Source organism: Virgibacillus sp. W0430 (assembly GCF_051846935.1).
GTDB lineage: Bacteria > Bacillota > Bacilli > Bacillales > Amphibacillaceae > JBPYCR01.
Map to the genome: position 1 here is coordinate 16,220 of NZ_JBPYCS010000030.1, position 15,942 is coordinate 32,161.

Here is a 15,942-nt window from a genome sequence, read left to right on the forward strand (position 1 = left end):
TACCAATTTTTAAATAAACATTTGTAAATACCACGAGACGATACGATCGCCATAGAAATAAGATATAAGTGCTGCAAGTATAATGTAAGGGCCAAATGGAATTGGTTGTTTTCGTTCTATTTTTTCTAATAGCAAGAGCATAACACCAATAATCGCACCGAGCATACATGCTAATAAAAATGTAAGCAAAACATTTCCAATACCTAAAACAATTCCAATTACACCGAACAATTTCATATCCCCTGCTCCCATACCCCCACGGCTTACAAATATAATAAAAGCAATAATTGCAAATCCGGCTGCAGCACCGACAATGGACGACCACCATGGGTCAAGTGGTTGTACATAACGTAAAAGAATAAATATAGGTAAGAAAAACAGTAAAATCTTATTTGGTATCACCATGTACGTTAGATCTGAAACAAAAATAATCATGAGCAACGAAATAAAAAACAAGGCAACGAGCAGTTCCAATTCGTATCCAATTTTATAAAAGCTAAACGCGAATAAGAGACCCGTACTGAGTTCAATTGCAGGATATATAATGGATATACGCTTACGACAAGCTCGACATTGCCCACGTAGCATAAAATAAGCCGCTACTGGTATGAGCTCAAACCATGATAGTGGATGGTTACAATTTGGACAAGCAGAACGATCGTTTCCAATTGTCTCGCCTAGTGGCACTCGTAAACCGACCACATTATAAAACGATCCGAGTGTTATGCCAAAAATAAAAAAAACTATGCAAAAGATAATTTCATTCATTTGATATCTCCTTGGTATGTAGTGTAGTCACACGCTTTTTATGAGGGGGGGTCGAGGGGAAATGCGGAAAATGAAACAATCTCGGGGGAGCGGCATCCCCCATTTATTATTTACAATACAATTGATTCTCCTACCAGTAACTCCTTACCTTTTCCAGTCCGTACATTTCGCGCAAATTCGTCTCCATCCTGCTCAATTACCGGAAAGGTATTATAATGCACTGGAATAACCGTATCCGCTTTTATCCAATCTGCTGCAATTAGTGCTTCTTCTGGCCCCATTGTAAAATTATCTCCTATTGGCAAAAAGGCTACATCAATCGTATTCATTTCTCCAATCAATTTTAAGTCAGAAAACAACGCAGTGTCACCAGCATGATAAATCGTTTTCTCACCTATTGTAAGTAAAATACCTGCTGGCATCCCTGTATATATAAAGGTACCATCCGCTTCTTCATACGATGAACTATGATAAGCTCTCGTAAATTTCACACGACCAAAGTTAAAATCATACGCTCCGCCAATATTCATGCCGTGCGCATTTAACCCTTTTTTGCTTAAATATACCGCTAACTCATTTATGGCAACAATTTGAGCTCCTGTACGTCTAGCAATCTCCACCGTATCTCCAACATGGTCATTATGGCCATGCGTTAACAAAATAACATCAGCTTCTACTGTTTTTGCGTCTAAATCACACAAACTATTACCAGTAATAAATGGATCCATTAATATAGTGTTATCATCTGTTTCAATCCGTACAACCGAATGTCCGTGATAAGAAATTTTCATGTGAAATCGCTCCTTTTTCATTTATACTTGCCATTTTAACATATTCGCCATTTTTTATTAAAACCCTTTATCCTAAGATTAAGTCAAGTATTTGTCGGTGTTATTTTAAGAAGTTAAAAAACCTCTCTTTGTATTCGTTAATTTTAGTATTGATTCCTACCGACCGCAGTAGATATACACTACGCTTTCCGAGGAGGCTGAAGCCGTGCCCGCGGAAAGCATCCACCTGCAGTGAAAATCAACGGTGTTATTCATGTGTATATCGTTCGAAGTAAAATTGATCACATATTATCTAGTTAGATTCGTGCATCTGTTCCCCCACAAACATTTTACTCATACTTATCCTAATAGATTGTAGTCGCGTATGTTCCATTCGCTAATAGGAGTAATATACATCGATCCTTCAAGCTTACGGTCGCTGGGAAGTGATGTAGGAGTATTGCGAGTTTGTATGTAGCGATTCAGGAATGGAAGCAGCTAATATAAATACCGTTCTTTTGCCAAATAAAGTAAATTGCAACGGATCGTTCCTATCGTTTCTTCCAAGTAATCACACATACATTCTAATAAAAAATCCGGTCTTCCTTTATAAAGAAAGAACCGGAAATTTTTCGAAAGATTTTATGATAGAAGCTTCTGCTTCCATTTTGTAATTCCACCAGTAATTATTATTGCGGCGAGCGCTGGTAATATCCATCCTAATCCATCGCTATAAAGTGGCAATACATTGTCATAAAAGTTTATTATAGGAGTCATCCAACCAAAGTATTCCATCTCAAAAATGGAACAGAATGTTTTTAATCCATCAATGATACTAATTAAAACTGTAACTGTTATCGTCGTTACATAGACGATTTGTGCGTGATAAAACAACGGAGAAAGAAAAGTTAATAAAATCAAAACGATTGCTAATGGATATAAAAACATTAACACCGGAATAGAATAATTTATAATATTAGCTAAGCCAAAATTAGCTATTACAAAAGTTAAAAATGTAAAAAAGATAACGAGTGTTCGATAGCTAAATTTTGGAAACAACGTATTAAAATATTCTCCACACGCCGTCATTAAACCTATACTCGTTGTCAAACATGCGAGAATTATAATAATAGCGAGCATAAGTGTGCCAGCTGTTCCAAAATAATATGCTGCAGCGCTGCTTAGTACAGGTCCACCAGTGTCAAATAATCCAAATGCCTCTGTACTTTTAGCACCTAAGTATGCAATGCCTATGTAAATAGCACTTAAAAACAAAGTAGAAACGATTCCAGATTTTGCAGTTGCTGCTAATATCTCTTTACGTGATGAAACACCCATAGCTCGAACCGCATTAATAACAATTATTCCGAACACGAGAGAAGCAAGGGCATCCATTGTATTGTAGCCTTCAGTAAATCCTTTCAAAAATGGTCCAGTTTCATACGCAGGCTGTGGTGCTTCTATTGCACCCATCGGCTGAATAACTACCATACCTAATAAAACAGCAAGTAAAATAATAATTCCAGGCGCCAGTAATTTCCCAACTCGCTCTACAAGCTTTGCTGGATTTAAGGAGAACCACAATGAAGCGCCAAAGAATAGAAAAGTAAAAACAAACAAGCCCACTTGAGACCATTGCTCATGAATAAATGGAGAAACACCGATTTCATATGCAACAGCTCCTGTCCGAGGTGCTGCAAAAAAAGGACCAATTGTTAAATATAACAGTGAAGTAAAAACAACTGCATAAAGCGGATGTATGCGGCTAGCAAGTTCTTGCAAATTTTTACTTCCAGAAAAGCCCATCGCCAAAATCCCAAGGAATGGAAGGCCAATACCAGTAATTAAAAAGCCTGTTATTGCCATCCATATGTTCGTCCCAGCATTTTGTCCAAGTGTTACGGGAAAAATAAGATTTCCAGCACCGAAAAATAACGCAAATAACATAACACCGATTAAAAAATAAGATGAAAAAGAGAGTTTTTTCTTCTCCATTACATAATTCCTCCCAAATGTTTGAACGTGATGATTAGTTAGACGCAATCTATCATACGCCTATCTTATTTAAAAAGCAATGGAAGTAATTTTTATAATTTTGTCAGCCATTTACGAGCACTCTAACCATTAATAGACGTGAATTCTCCTTTTGTAGAACGCTTTAATTTTACTTCTACCAACATAAAGATCTTTAAGTTAATCATACTCATTACACGATATAGATTAAGTTGAGCTTAACTTGTGGAAATAGAAAAAAACCGACGGGCATCTAAACGCAGCCCATCGATTTTTAATGAATTTATTTTATTCATTTATTTTACAATTTTACTGAAGTAATTCCGATACATCATGGTGCTCTAGGCCTAACGCTTCTGCAACTCCTTTAGAAGTAACCTTCCCATTAAGCACGTTTATTCCTTTCATTAATGCACGGTTCTGAATAGATGCTTGAACATACCCTTTGTTAGCTATTTGCAATGCATAAGGAACCGTTGCATTTGTTAAGCCGATTGTCGACGTTTTAGGAACAGCTCCCGGCATATTCGCTACTGTATAATGCAATACTCCATGCTTAACATACGTTGGATCATCATGGGTAGTAATTCGGTCGCTCGTTGCAAAGTTTCCACCTTGGTCAATAGCCACATCAACTACAACTGATCCTTCTGACATACTCTTAATCATTTCTTCAGATACGAGGACTGGTGCTTTTGCTCCAGGAATTAGTACAGAACCAATTACGAGATCCGATTCCTTAACTGCTTCAGCAACGTCCATCGGGTTTGACATTAAAACATTCACTTTCGAACCGAAATATTCATCAAGCTCTTTTAAACGTGCAGGGTTCAAGTCAAATAATGTAACGTTTGCACCAAGACCCACCGCGATTTTTGCTGCATTTGCACCTACGTTACCGCCGCCAATTACTGTTACTTTACCTCTTTTAACGCCTGGAATACCACCTAATAGCACCCCTTTACCGCCTTTTGTTTTTTCTAAAAACTGAGCACCGATTTGTGTAGCCATATATCCAGCAACCTCACTCATTGGCGCTAAAAGCGGGAGAGCATTATTATCTAATTGCACGGTTTCATAAGCAATAGCCGTTACTTTTTTCTCCATTAAAGCTTTCGTTAATTCAGGGTGTGAAGCTAAATGTAAGTAAGTAAATATGATTTGTCCTTCATAAAAGTAATCATATTCTTCTGCCAAAGGCTCTTTTACTTTTAAAATCATCTCTTGTGCCCATGCATCCTTTGCAGTAGGCACGATCTTTGCCCCTGCTTCAACATACGCTTCATCCGTAAATGTAGAGCCTAAGCCTGCTCCTGTTTGTACGTAAACTTCATGACCCGCATTAACTAATGAATGAACGCCTGAAGGAGTCATCGCCACTCTATTCTCATTATTTAGTATCTCCTTAGGTACTCCAATTTTCATTCAATACACCATCCCTTTAATAAATTTTCTGTAAAAATACGTATTTATGCTTTAAGCTCCTTCATTGTAACAAAAAAATATACAAAAAGCATCATAATTATTCATCAATTTATAGACAATGACGGACTTAAGATTTTTAGCGCATTAAAGCAGATGGTCGTTTTGATTTATTTTATTTCTTTTGATTATTAAACGTTTCAATCCCACGGTTGTTCTTTAACTGATCTTCGATGACGCCGTCCTGATAGCTTTCCATAATTTGATTTTTTACGACGTCAATACTTTTCTCATTTTTAAATTGCTCAACAGCATTTCCGCTTTTTTTATTTTTCTTGTTCATTTTTTATCACCTCTCTGTTTAGTATGTACAAGTGATTAATTTAATTCCTTTTGTCACTTACCAATTTTTGCGAATTATAGGTTATAATTTACTATAAAGGGTATGGAAATTAATGAAGGAGGAATGTAAGATGCCAACCAACTACAAAAGTATTATCGTTGCAGTGGATGGTTCAGAAGCGGCGGAAAAGGCATTTAAGAAAGCTGTTCATATTGTTAAACGAAACGATGCAAAGCTTATTATTGCACATGTCATTGATTCAAAAACGTTTGCCACTGCAGAGGCCTATGACAGAACATTGTCCGAACGAGCAGAACAGCATGCAAAGGAATTGCTAGACAGCTATGCCGCAGACGCAAAATCGGAAGGAATTGAAGCTATTTTAACAGCGATTAAGTACGGTTCTCCACGTGTTATTATTGCAAAAGATATTGCGAAAGAATTCAGCGCTGATTTAATTGTTTGTGGCGCGACCGGATTAAATGCGGTTGAACGCTTTCTCATTGGAAGTGTGTCAGAAAGTATCACACGGCATGCTACATGTGATGTACTTGTCGTACGATAAGCAAACGAAAAAACTGCACCTCGTTTGTAGACACGTAGCTCAACGGTGCAGTTCTTTCTCGTTTAGTATGTTTTTTTGTGTTCACGTAATAAATCACTTCCAATCGACGAAAGCGAGAAGTATCAATTCCTTTTACTTTTTAACTTTTACAATTACCTTCAAAGCGATATTGATGAAAAACTTCCTAAGTTAGTTAAGGCATTGCCCACTGAAAGCGAAGTATATGGCAACGACGGTAAACGCAGCATATTCAAAATAATATTTTTATTACACCTAAAGAATAAAATGCCTTTATATATCCTTTTTTATTTCATTAACAATGTGTGTGAGTTCTGGAATAACTAATTTATGCATCGCTAATTTTACCGCACCAGAAGACCCTGGAAGAGCAATGATCGCCGTATGGTTGTATACTCCAGCAAGCGCTCGAGATAACAGAGCTGCAGAGCCGATATCTTCCGTATAACTAAGCATACGAAATAATTCACCAAACCCTGTTATTTCTTTCTCTAACTTCCCTTGAATTACTTCAATAGTCACATCTCGGTAAGCAATTCCAGTGCCTCCCGTAGTTAAAATTACATCAATCTGCTCATTCTTAGCGCTTGTTTCTATTATTTGATTTATTTCTTCTTTATTGTCTCGGATAATAATACGATCCGCTACACAATGTCCTGCATTTTCAAGAAGCGTTACGAGCAAGCTACCACTTTTATCCGTTTCAAATGTACGAGTATCGCTAATCGTAATTACGAGACAATTTATTGGTTTTTGCTTTCTTTTGTGAGTCTGTACGGACAACGACGTGACCCCCTCTATTTATTCATTAATCGAACAGTGTCTCTTGCAATTATAACCTCTTCATTTGTAGGAATTACAAGTACTTTAACAGGAGAGTGTGGATAATTAATAAAACCTTCCTGCCCACGTATTCTGTTTAATGATGGATCCCAGTATACACCCATAAACTCCAAACCAGTTAATACCTTTTTACGTATAATATCGCTATTCTCACCGACGCCGGCGGTGAAAACAATCGCATCAACACCTGACATTTTGGCAGCGTATGAACCGATGAATTGATGGATTCGTGCAGCAAAAACTTCCAAAGCTAATTCTGCTCTATGGTTGTCATGCATTTCTTCTTCGATATCTCTTAGATCACTGGAGAAACCCGATAAGGCGAGCATGCCACTTTCTTTGTTTAATATATCGATGATTTCAATTGCTGATTTTTTTGTTTTTTCCATCAAATACGGAATAATTGCTGGATCTATGTCTCCAGAACGAGTGCCCATTGTTACACCTGCTAATGGAGTAAAGCCCATTGAAGTGTCAATCGATTTTCCGTCTTGTATTGCGGCAATGCTTGCTCCATTGCCAAGGTGGCATGAGATTAATCGTAATTTTTCTATTGGAGTTTGTAATAATTCAGCTGCTCTCTGAGAAACATATTTATGAGACGTTCCATGAAATCCATATTTACGAATTTTGTACTTTTCATAATATGTGTAAGGAATACTATATAAATAAGATTGCTCTGGCATCGTTTGGTGAAATGCCGTATCAAATACCGCTACCATCGGAACCGATGGGAGTAATTCACGAAACGCATAAATCCCAGTAAGATTTGCAGGATTATGCAATGGTGCAAGCTCAGATACTTCTTCAATCATTGAAATGATTTTATCGTTTACTTTAATTGAATCACTGAAGTATTCCCCACCATGTACGACCCGGTGTCCAATAGCTTCAATTTCCTCCAGTGATGAAATAACATTGGAAGCGAGTAATTTTTCAAGTAACACTTTTACTGCTTCCTCGTGTGAAGGTATATCTCCTAATTCCTTTTGTTTATGATTATGTACGTTCATCGTAAAGATAGAGTCCTTTAGTCCAATTCGTTCAATTAACCCTTTGGCAAGTACAGTTTCTTCCGGCATTTGAAATAATTGAAACTTCAACGATGAGCTTCCTGCATTTATTGCTAAGATGTGGGCCATTCGACTTCCTCCTTTATGTATTGTTTTTAAAAGAATGGCTAAACCAATCGTTTATTTTACTTAATATATTTTCCATCGCGACTGTATCTTTTAAAGACGGCAGCTTAACTAATAGTGGTTGTTTTGGCTGCTTCGTTTGCTCCCCCTTTTTTTGTAAAATCAAGATACTTTTCTTATGCTGCTTTGATTTAAATGCGCTTTTAGGAAGCTCAAACAAGCCAATAATATGTGCCTCCTTGTGTAAATAAGAGTGTAGAGTCGCAGATTGATCACTTTCAAACAGAAACTCTGGTATGAGTAATAATAAGTAGCCACTTTCTTTCGTATATATCATACTTTGCTCGATTAATAAATGATGTGCATACGATTTCCCTTCATCTACACCTAATTCAAATTCCTTTGCTCTCGCTTCATCCGGATAATATCCAACTGGCAAATCTGCAACAACTATATCTACAGGATCGAGTAATAGTGGCCGTAAGCTATCTTGATGAAAAAATTCAATCTCTTTCCTTTTTATATCCGCTTGTAGGATAGATAATCGTAGCAAAGTTGGGTCAATTTCATTGGCGTAAGCCTCTACGTCCTTTTTTTGCTGCTCCATAACAATTGTAAGTAGATTGCCTGTCCCAGAAACCGGGTCAAAAAGTCGGATCGTATTACGACTATTCGTTAATTTCTCAGCTAAATAGCCGATTAATAACGCAATCGTGTCGGGAGTCATTATATGCTGTGGTTGCGTAGAGTCCTTCATCCCCTTTAATATAGCTAATTGAAATGATTTACTTAACTCGTCTGTTTGAAAAGCTAGCTTTGATACCTTTTCTTTTTCTCGTTTTATTCTTTGTTGTAATACTTCATCAACACTGTCAGCTATTTCGTCATAGACTGCAAATTCCATACAGATAATTAAACTGTCCAAATACGTTTCATCCATATGCTCCTGAATCATTGTTGTTGTAGTATCAATCCACTCAAATAACTTTTCGACGGTTGATTGCTCCATCTTTGCTCCTCCATTCATTATACCTAAAGCGTATTGTACCAAATATAACTTATAAATGTACACATTACCTTTAAAAAACATTGCCTCTACGTTTTTAGTAATAAAAAAAGCACGAATCATCATACAAAGTCAGCCTTCGTCATCGCAGTCTAATGACACATTTTTTACATTTGAAAGCTAGGTTATATAAGTGTAAGTCCCATTATTCACTTCCTACTTTTTAAACCCTTGTATACTTCGAACTAAAATATATTCGGATTACTTATTTAATTTAACACAAAGATGGTTTCGCATATCAGAAGATAAGCAAAACCATCTTTATCTGCATTTATTCAATTTCATGTGTACGTATTTCCTCGTCCAATCTAAAACTATTAAACGACCTTACTTACATAATCTGCTTTAGATGATCAAGAACTTGGTCATAATCAGGGTGGTCGGTTACTTCGCTTACATATTGTACGTACGTTACTTTATTATTTGCATCAACTACAAAAACAGCTCTTGAAAGCAATCGTAGTTCTTTTATTAATACACCGTACTTCTTTCCAAAGTCCGCATCGCGATGATCCGATAAAATTTGCAAACTATGAACATCATTACTCTCCGTCCAACGTTTTTGAGCAAATGGTAAATCCATACTGATTGTTAATATTTGTACGTTGCCTAATTGATTTGCTTCTTCATTAAATCGCTTTGTTTGTTTTGCACAAACACCAGTATCAACAGAAGGAACAACGCTTATTAATTTCACCTTATCTTCATAATCTGTTAGCGATACTGCTTGCATATCTGTCGACAGTGCGCTAAAATTTGGTGCTTCATCCCCAATATTTATTTCCGTCCCTACTAATGTAATTGGATCTCCATTAAATGTAACTTGTACCATTTTCACCACTCCTTTTAAAATAAATTGTAATCTTCTGTTTATAGTATGAAGGAGTTGTTTTCATCTGTCCAATCATTCAAATTCTTTCTATATCTCATAATTTCCAGGACGTTCTTCTTTCCCAGGTTTATCATTTTGGAAAAACTGTTGAACTTTCTCTACTACTTGTGGTGCGCTTTCGATCATCTTTTCATAAATGTGTGTATTTTCATCGATATGAATAATATTGACGCCTTTATCATTTACAATTAAAAAAGCAACTGGGTTAATTGAAACACCACCACCGCTACCTCCTCCAAACGGAAGCATACTATCATTTGTTTCACTATCGCCATTCGATTGTGTGTTAAACTCACTACCACCTGCTGCAAATCCAACCCCTAGCCTAGATACGGGTATGATTAAACTTCCGTCTGGTGACTTTACTGGATCTCCAATAATTGTATTAACTTCAATCATATCTTTTAAATTTTCCATAGCTGTAGTCATTAATCCTTGTATAGGATGTTCTTCCATAAAACTTTTCCTCCTCATATATTATGTTAGACTTATTTTCTCGCCTATAATTGTTCCTATTCACGTAGAATACCTTGAAACGAACTGCATTTGCTACGTAAATGGACAATAGTCGTTGTAAAGTCTTTCTTAGTCGTATTTAACAGTATGTTACATCCTTTTATGATTTTTTTTGTTTTTTATTATTCGGTACAGTACAGCTATAGCCTTCCCAGCATTTATTGATACGATACTATTGAACATCGTTTGAAATATGACATGTGTATAATTTGGAAAAACATAGATAATGGATTGTTCGATAGTATTTCGTTTTTTAACGATTGCTCGTAACATCATATTTTTAATTCCCCATAAACTTCCTGCAATTTGTCCAGTTGAGCTAGCGTCACCAGTACCAATATTTGTATGCCATTTAAGCTCGTGAACTTCAATATTTTGTAATAAATCGACAGCTGAATTTTTCATTTGTGTAAGGCGTTGAAAAATTCTTTTACTTTTCCTATGCAATAATTTGAAAGCGTATTGACCGCTCATATTCTTTTTCTGTTGTCTAGGTTGTTTATCATTTACGGTTATTACTTTTTTGTAAATCGGCACACGAATAAAATAAACGTGTACTGTCAACACTTGTGCATCTAATGTACATACGAAATTACAATGAACATATAAACGTGAACAGAGAAAAAACGTTATTAAGCCAATTAGTACTCCAATAATTACAATCACATCGCTACCTCTTCTTTTTATTATTTTGTGGATTTTTTTCCTTTTTATGTATTTAAGAAATAGCAAAAATTGATTATCAAATGAGAGAGGATAACTTTTTTTGAAGCTGAAATAAGATTTCATGCAGAACAACGCTTGCAATTCTCTGCTCAAATGGGAGCCACACATTCATATAGATATAGAATTTTATTATCAATTTACACGCCAAAATAGAAAGTGGTTTCGATCATTAACATGATCGAAACCACTTTATCAATAGTAGCTAGTTTTGGCTTTCGTCTTTCTTGCCTAAAATCGTTGGCAATTGTTTATTTTTGCTTAGCACTAACTAAGCCTTTTAACCATCTTATATTCAGTTATTGTTGGGTTCCCCCAAATTGTTGCTGTGCCATCGTCACAAGACGTTTTGTGATTTCGCCACCTACAGAGCCATTTGCACGTGAAGTTGTATCAGGACCTAGTTGAACACCAAACTCTTGTGCAATCTCCGTTTTCATTTGATCCAGTGCTTGCTGTGCACCAGGAACTACCAATTGGTTTGAATTATTTCTGTTTGCCATGATCATTCACCTCCTTGGTACGCTTATCTTGTGTAGCTGGGAGATGATTCATGCATCTAATTAATTGGTAGTTGTTGTTAGTTTCATTTTTAGAATAAATCGTCCATTGATGTGTCGTAAGCCTGTTGATCAGAAATTGTTATCGTTTCAATCTGATCTACCGTTTCGATAATGAGATCCGTAAAATCTGCTCTCGATTCAAAATAATTTACTTTTTCCCTTTTCGGATTCGTTTTTGGTGCTTTCGGTACAAAGATCGTACAACAATCTTCATACGGTCGAATTGATATGCCATACGTATTAATCTGTTTTGCCACTGCAATAATGTCTGTTTTATCCATTGTAATTAATGGCCTTAAAATTGGATAATTACTTACTTCGTTAATCGCATGCATACTTTCCATTGTTTGACTGGCTACTTGACCTAGGTTTTCACCTGTTGTCATTGATAAAATGTTTTCTTTTTGGCATATTTGTTCACTTATTCTAAGCATTATTCGTCGCATAATCGTCATCGTATATTCGCTAGGAATTACGCGAACAATTTCCTGTTGAAGCTTTGTAAAAGGGACCATATGAATTTTTATCGACTTGCCAAAGCTTGTTAGTTGACTTGTTAAATCAATCACTTTTTGTTTTGCCCGTTCACTCGTAAATGGCGGTGAGTGAAAATGAATCATTTCTAATTGTACGCCCCGTTTCATTGCTAAGTATCCCGCAACAGGACTATCAATCCCTCCAGACAATAAGAGGAGTGTTTTCCCTCCAGTTCCTACTGGTAATCCACCAAGCCCTTTAATTATATTAGACGTAACATATGTCGCTTCTTCTCTTATTTCCACTTTTACTTCAATGTCCGGCTGATGAACATCTACTCGATAATTGTTCGTTTTTTTCAATAGATATCCACCTAATATATGGTTCATTTCCTGGGATCGCATTGGAAACTGCTTATTAATACGCTTAACCGACACTTTAAAAGTCGAGCAATTCGTGCTATTCTCCAATGCAAATAAAGCCGCTTCTTTAATTGCTTCAATTTCATTTTTTACTTTTATTGCTAGACTAAGGCTTGATATACCAAAAACATCCTTACATTTATCTATAATTGGCATCGGATCATGTCCATTTAAAAGTACAAACATTCTTCCTTGCGTCCGCTTTACCTTTACGTTTTCAAATGCTTTTAACTTATGTTGGATATTTTCCTGTAAGCGAATTATGAATTTTTTCTTGTTCTTCCCTTTTATTCCAATTTCGCCATAGCGAATTAAAATATGATCATATTGCATGATGATCTACCCCTATATTTTCTTTAATTGTTTAATCGATTTATTAAGCTCATGTATAAAAACATCAATATCTTGCTTCGTATTATGGTAGGATAAGCTAATTCGCAATCCTGATGACTTACGTGCATTAGAATAGCCACAAGCTGCTAGTACTCTGCTGTCATCCAACTGTTTTGACGAGCAAGCCGACTTAGTTGAAATATATATGTTCGCCTCACTTAACATATGGATCATTATTTCTGGTTTTATATGAGGTATAGATATATTAATAATATGCGGTGCAGCATTAGCTGGCGTGTTTAAATTTACCCCGTCTATATTCTTTAAACATTCTACAGTAAACCTGTGTAATTCATATAATTGCTTACTTTTTTCTTTTTCACTCTCTTTTATAAGCCGTAACGCTTTAACAAAAGACACATAACCAGCAACGTTCTCTGTGCCCGAACGTATACCAAATTCTTGATTGCCACCATGAAAAAGTGGAAATAATTTCGTTCCTCGTCTTACGTAAAGCAGACCGGTGCCCTTTAATCCATGTATTTTATGTCCGGAATACGTGCATAAATCAATGTTTTCTAATGATAAGGGAACTTTTCCTAAACCTTGTACATCATCTACATGAAAGAAAAGCTTAGGATATTTTTTTAATCGCTCACCAATTGCTTGAATTGGTTGTATCGAACCTAGCTCATTGTTTACATGCATTATGCTCACAAGAATAGTATCTGCCCGAATAGCATCTTCCAAATCTGTTATAGAAATAACTCCATTTTCATTTACAGGTAAATAGGTAACTTCAAACCCTATCTTCTCTAAATTCTTAAATGTATCGTATACAGATGGATGTTCGATTTCCGTTGTAATTAAATGCTTCCCTCTTTTGTGGTGTTCGAATGCAATCCCTTTAATTGCAACATTGTTTCCTTCTGTTCCACCAGAAGTAAAAATCATCTCATCCATTTTAACCCGTAACAGTTGTGCTGCTTGCTCGCGAGCTCTGTTCAGCAGCTTTTCCGCATCTCCGCCCAAATGATGAAGGGATGATGGATTAGCGAAAAAACGCTCGGTTACTTGCTGAAAACTTTTTATTACAGATGCTGCTGGCTGTGTTGTTGCACTATTATCTAAATAGATCACGATTATTCCCTCACATTCAAAAGGCTGTTCTTCAGCAATAAAACAATAAACAAGACTGACTTCAGAGCAGAAGTATGAATTAGTATTCTTCTCCGAAAGACAGTCTTTTACTATATTTAGCAACGCTATTTAATTACATATGCACAAGTGCTGCTTGGTTCTCTTCAATCTTTTTTATGGCTCCCGGTTCAACCTCTTCTACAGCTGCTACCGCTTGTTCCAAGGCTTGTTCATATTCGTTAGATCTGAATAGCCGCTCTGCTTCAAGCAATTTAGCTGCTAGTAGAGGATAAGAGCTACGATACCTGTTTGCATATTGGATTACTTGTTCTGTTAAATGTGCCTGCTCTAACATAACGTCCGTCTTTTGTGTAGCTTCTTCTACAGCTTGATTCGCTTGAGATAGAGCTTGCTGAACTTTAGCGATGTCTAACGGTTGTTTTTCTAATGCTTGAAACACACGATCGTTTTTCTCGATAGCACTTTCAATGAGATTCCAAATATAGGTCGGAACTCCTGGTATATTACTTTGTTTTAGTTTCCGATGGGTGCGTTGTATTTGCTTTCGCATCTCTGTAAGCTTTTCTTTCGCTTCTAGTTCATCCTTACGCAAATTGCTTACCCGTTTCTTAAACTGTTCGTGCTCTTCTTGTAATATTTCTAACTGGTTATAGCCTTCTTCCAGTCGACTCCTTAAAGCAGAGTGGGCAAGTTCATTATTACCTAGATCGTCCTTTAGCTCTTCAGCTTGCATTTTTAACTGGTCAATCATTTTTTCTAATGTTAAATATTTCTCCATATCACTATCTTCAAAATAGTATGCATCACGAAGCTGATCCACATCCTGCTTTGTACGTAGAAAATGATCAGACAACGCTTGAAGCGTTTGCTCGTACCCTGGCATTTTTGTTTCTAGATAATTTTTCGCTATTGCTTCCTTTTCAAGGAGCTGATACATCTCTTTTATTCTTTCCTCTATTTCAGGCAATGCCGCTTTTACTTCTTCTGAGCCGATTTTTTCTAACGACCGAACAAAGTCCAAAAGTCGGCTATGATACTCATTTATTTCCTTTTCAAAACCAAGATAATCGACACGATACCCATCTTTCTTCATACGCTTTACTCCAGCATACAAATCATCTAATTGTGCAGGCAAATCACGCTTGCACAGTCTATATATTTCTGGGAACTCATTCAAATCATTTTCAAGATTATCTATACGGACATTTAGTTGATCAACAATTTCTTTAGCTTCTGTATAGCTACCTGACTGTACTAATTCATAGTAATTGTTTAACGTCTCCTCTAAATCATCTAACTCGACGTCAAACCGTACTTCCGCTTTATCATACTGATAGCGATTTTGCGATAACTTCTTTCGAAGCTCTTTTATTATTGGTTGTAGCTGCTCTACTTCTTTACGGCTTTTTTCTTCGGTTTGCAGTAATTCTTCAAGTTCGATTATAATTTTTTCAATATCTGCTTCGATCGCCTGCAATGCTTGTCCGATTTTTCGAATCGTTTTATTAGCAGTCGGAAAACGATAGCGATCGGCGGCCTCTTCAGCATCAAACAAATATTCTTCAATATCTGGAAGCTCTTTCGTCACGATGTATTCCCATCGATCCTTCCAAACATCAAATTTCTCTTTTGTTTCTCCAGATAAATTCAAATTTTTCATTCGTGCTATTTCAGCTGCAATATTTCGATTCATTATATCCAATTTCCAGCTTTCGTGACGATCAACTGCATCATACACCCGCTTGCGTAAAATTAGCCCGATTATTATTATTACAATAATAGCCAGTATAATCCCTATTATGTAGGCCATTTCATACCTCCTTGCTATTTTTCTCTTATAGAAGGATATTTTTTACATTCCAACATGAAAAAATATATGTAAAATTATTTTAACATCATTTTATTACT

16 protein-coding genes are annotated in these 15,942 nt (G+C 36.2%); 1 reads left to right on the forward strand and 15 read right to left on the reverse strand.

The annotated features are described in order from the left end of the window. Window positions 1-9 precede the first annotated feature (9 nt). From ACLIBH_RS12510 to ACLIBH_RS12530, 5 genes are all read right to left on the reverse strand, one after another. Window positions 10-768: a prepilin peptidase gene (locus tag ACLIBH_RS12510; protein WP_439317047.1), complete on the reverse strand. Its 759-nt coding sequence runs from the start codon at window positions 766-768 to the stop codon at window positions 10-12. A gap of 110 nt (window positions 769-878) precedes the next feature. Beyond that, window positions 879-1,559 (reverse strand): metal-dependent hydrolase, encoded by a 681-nt coding sequence (locus ACLIBH_RS12515; RefSeq protein ID WP_439317048.1) that lies wholly within the window; start codon window positions 1,557-1,559, stop codon window positions 879-881. 621 nt (window positions 1,560-2,180) lie between these two features. Then, window positions 2,181-3,533, reverse strand: a complete 1,353-nt coding sequence (gene brnQ, locus ACLIBH_RS12520) for a branched-chain amino acid transport system II carrier protein (RefSeq protein WP_439317049.1) — start codon at window positions 3,531-3,533, stop codon at window positions 2,181-2,183. Between the two features lie 327 nt (window positions 3,534-3,860). Beyond that, window positions 3,861-4,976, reverse strand: coding sequence for an alanine dehydrogenase (gene ald, locus ACLIBH_RS12525; protein ID WP_439317050.1), 1,116 nt, complete (start codon window positions 4,974-4,976; stop codon window positions 3,861-3,863). 172 nt (window positions 4,977-5,148) lie between these two features. Then, window positions 5,149-5,316 carry a hypothetical protein gene (locus ACLIBH_RS12530; RefSeq protein ID WP_439317051.1) on the reverse strand — a complete coding sequence of 56 codons (168 nt, stop codon included), beginning with the start codon at window positions 5,314-5,316 and terminating at the stop codon, window positions 5,149-5,151. 130 nt (window positions 5,317-5,446) lie between these two features. Here ACLIBH_RS12530 and ACLIBH_RS12535 point away from each other — a divergent pair, with 130 nt between their 5' ends. Further along, window positions 5,447-5,881, forward strand: coding sequence for a universal stress protein (locus ACLIBH_RS12535; RefSeq protein WP_439317052.1), 435 nt, complete (start codon window positions 5,447-5,449; stop codon window positions 5,879-5,881). Between the two features lie 291 nt (window positions 5,882-6,172). Here ACLIBH_RS12535 and ACLIBH_RS12540 read toward each other — a convergent pair whose 3' ends face one another. The 10 genes from ACLIBH_RS12540 to ezrA all read right to left on the reverse strand — a co-directional run bounded on the left by ACLIBH_RS12540 (window position 6,173) and on the right by ezrA (window position 15,844). Further along, on the reverse strand, window positions 6,173-6,682 hold the full coding sequence (locus tag ACLIBH_RS12540) for a MogA/MoaB family molybdenum cofactor biosynthesis protein (RefSeq protein WP_439317053.1): 510 nt from the start codon (window positions 6,680-6,682) through the stop codon (window positions 6,173-6,175). Between the two features lie 14 nt (window positions 6,683-6,696). After that, the gene (locus tag ACLIBH_RS12545) at window positions 6,697-7,884 is read right to left on the reverse strand and encodes an acetate kinase (RefSeq protein WP_439317054.1); all 1,188 of its coding nucleotides are present in this window, start codon (window positions 7,882-7,884) and stop codon (window positions 6,697-6,699) included. A gap of 13 nt (window positions 7,885-7,897) precedes the next feature. After that, the gene (locus ACLIBH_RS12550; protein ID WP_439317055.1) at window positions 7,898-8,890 is read right to left on the reverse strand and encodes a class I SAM-dependent methyltransferase; all 993 of its coding nucleotides are present in this window, start codon (window positions 8,888-8,890) and stop codon (window positions 7,898-7,900) included. Between the two features lie 388 nt (window positions 8,891-9,278). Beyond that, entirely contained in the window at window positions 9,279-9,779 is a 501-nt protein-coding gene (tpx, locus tag ACLIBH_RS12555) for a thiol peroxidase (RefSeq protein ID WP_439317056.1), read from the reverse strand. 87 nt (window positions 9,780-9,866) lie between these two features. Beyond that, window positions 9,867-10,295: a GerW family sporulation protein gene (gene ytfJ / locus ACLIBH_RS12560; protein ID WP_439317057.1), complete on the reverse strand. Its 429-nt coding sequence runs from the start codon at window positions 10,293-10,295 to the stop codon at window positions 9,867-9,869. A gap of 150 nt (window positions 10,296-10,445) precedes the next feature. Continuing rightward, window positions 10,446-11,021, reverse strand: a complete 576-nt coding sequence (locus ACLIBH_RS12565; RefSeq protein WP_439317058.1) for a DUF2953 domain-containing protein — start codon at window positions 11,019-11,021, stop codon at window positions 10,446-10,448. 356 nt (window positions 11,022-11,377) lie between these two features. Further along, window positions 11,378-11,581: a small, acid-soluble spore protein, alpha/beta type gene (locus ACLIBH_RS12570; RefSeq protein WP_439317059.1), complete on the reverse strand. Its 204-nt coding sequence runs from the start codon at window positions 11,579-11,581 to the stop codon at window positions 11,378-11,380. An 89-nt stretch (window positions 11,582-11,670) separates the two neighbouring features. After that, window positions 11,671-12,873 carry a tRNA uracil 4-sulfurtransferase ThiI gene (thiI, locus tag ACLIBH_RS12575; protein ID WP_439317060.1) on the reverse strand — a complete coding sequence of 401 codons (1,203 nt, stop codon included), beginning with the start codon at window positions 12,871-12,873 and terminating at the stop codon, window positions 11,671-11,673. A gap of 12 nt (window positions 12,874-12,885) precedes the next feature. Then, complete coding sequence (locus ACLIBH_RS12580) at window positions 12,886-14,013, reverse strand: cysteine desulfurase family protein (protein ID WP_439317061.1); 1,128 nt, start codon at window positions 14,011-14,013, stop codon at window positions 12,886-12,888. Between the two features lie 133 nt (window positions 14,014-14,146). Next, on the reverse strand, window positions 14,147-15,844 hold the full coding sequence (ezrA, locus tag ACLIBH_RS12585; protein WP_439317062.1) for a septation ring formation regulator EzrA: 1,698 nt from the start codon (window positions 15,842-15,844) through the stop codon (window positions 14,147-14,149). Window positions 15,845-15,942 lie beyond the last annotated feature (98 nt).

Coding starts and splice junctions, on each gene's coding strand:
- ACLIBH_RS12510 (WP_439317047.1), bottom strand. CDS start 768: ATGAATGAAATTATCTTTTGCATAGTTTTTTTTATTTTTGGCATAACA.
- ACLIBH_RS12515 (WP_439317048.1), bottom strand. CDS start 1,559: ATGAAAATTTCTTATCACGGACATTCGGTTGTACGGATTGAAACAGAT.
- brnQ (WP_439317049.1), bottom strand. CDS start 3,533: ATGGAGAAGAAAAAACTCTCTTTTTCATCTTATTTTTTAATCGGTGTT.
- ald (WP_439317050.1), bottom strand. CDS start 4,976: ATGAAAATTGGAGTACCTAAGGAGATACTAAATAATGAGAATAGAGTG.
- ACLIBH_RS12530 (WP_439317051.1), bottom strand. CDS start 5,316: ATGAACAAGAAAAATAAAAAAAGCGGAAATGCTGTTGAGCAATTTAAA.
- ACLIBH_RS12535 (WP_439317052.1), top strand. CDS start 5,447: ATGCCAACCAACTACAAAAGTATTATCGTTGCAGTGGATGGTTCAGAA.
- ACLIBH_RS12545 (WP_439317054.1), bottom strand. CDS start 7,884: ATGGCCCACATCTTAGCAATAAATGCAGGAAGCTCATCGTTGAAGTTT.
- ACLIBH_RS12550 (WP_439317055.1), bottom strand. CDS start 8,890: ATGGAGCAATCAACCGTCGAAAAGTTATTTGAGTGGATTGATACTACA.
- tpx (WP_439317056.1), bottom strand. CDS start 9,779: ATGGTACAAGTTACATTTAATGGAGATCCAATTACATTAGTAGGGACG.
- ytfJ (WP_439317057.1), bottom strand. CDS start 10,295: ATGGAAGAACATCCTATACAAGGATTAATGACTACAGCTATGGAAAAT.
- ACLIBH_RS12570 (WP_439317059.1), bottom strand. CDS start 11,581: ATGGCAAACAGAAATAATTCAAACCAATTGGTAGTTCCTGGTGCACAG.
- thiI (WP_439317060.1), bottom strand. CDS start 12,873: ATGCAATATGATCATATTTTAATTCGCTATGGCGAAATTGGAATAAAA.
- ezrA (WP_439317062.1), bottom strand. CDS start 15,844: ATGGCCTACATAATAGGGATTATACTGGCTATTATTGTAATAATAATA.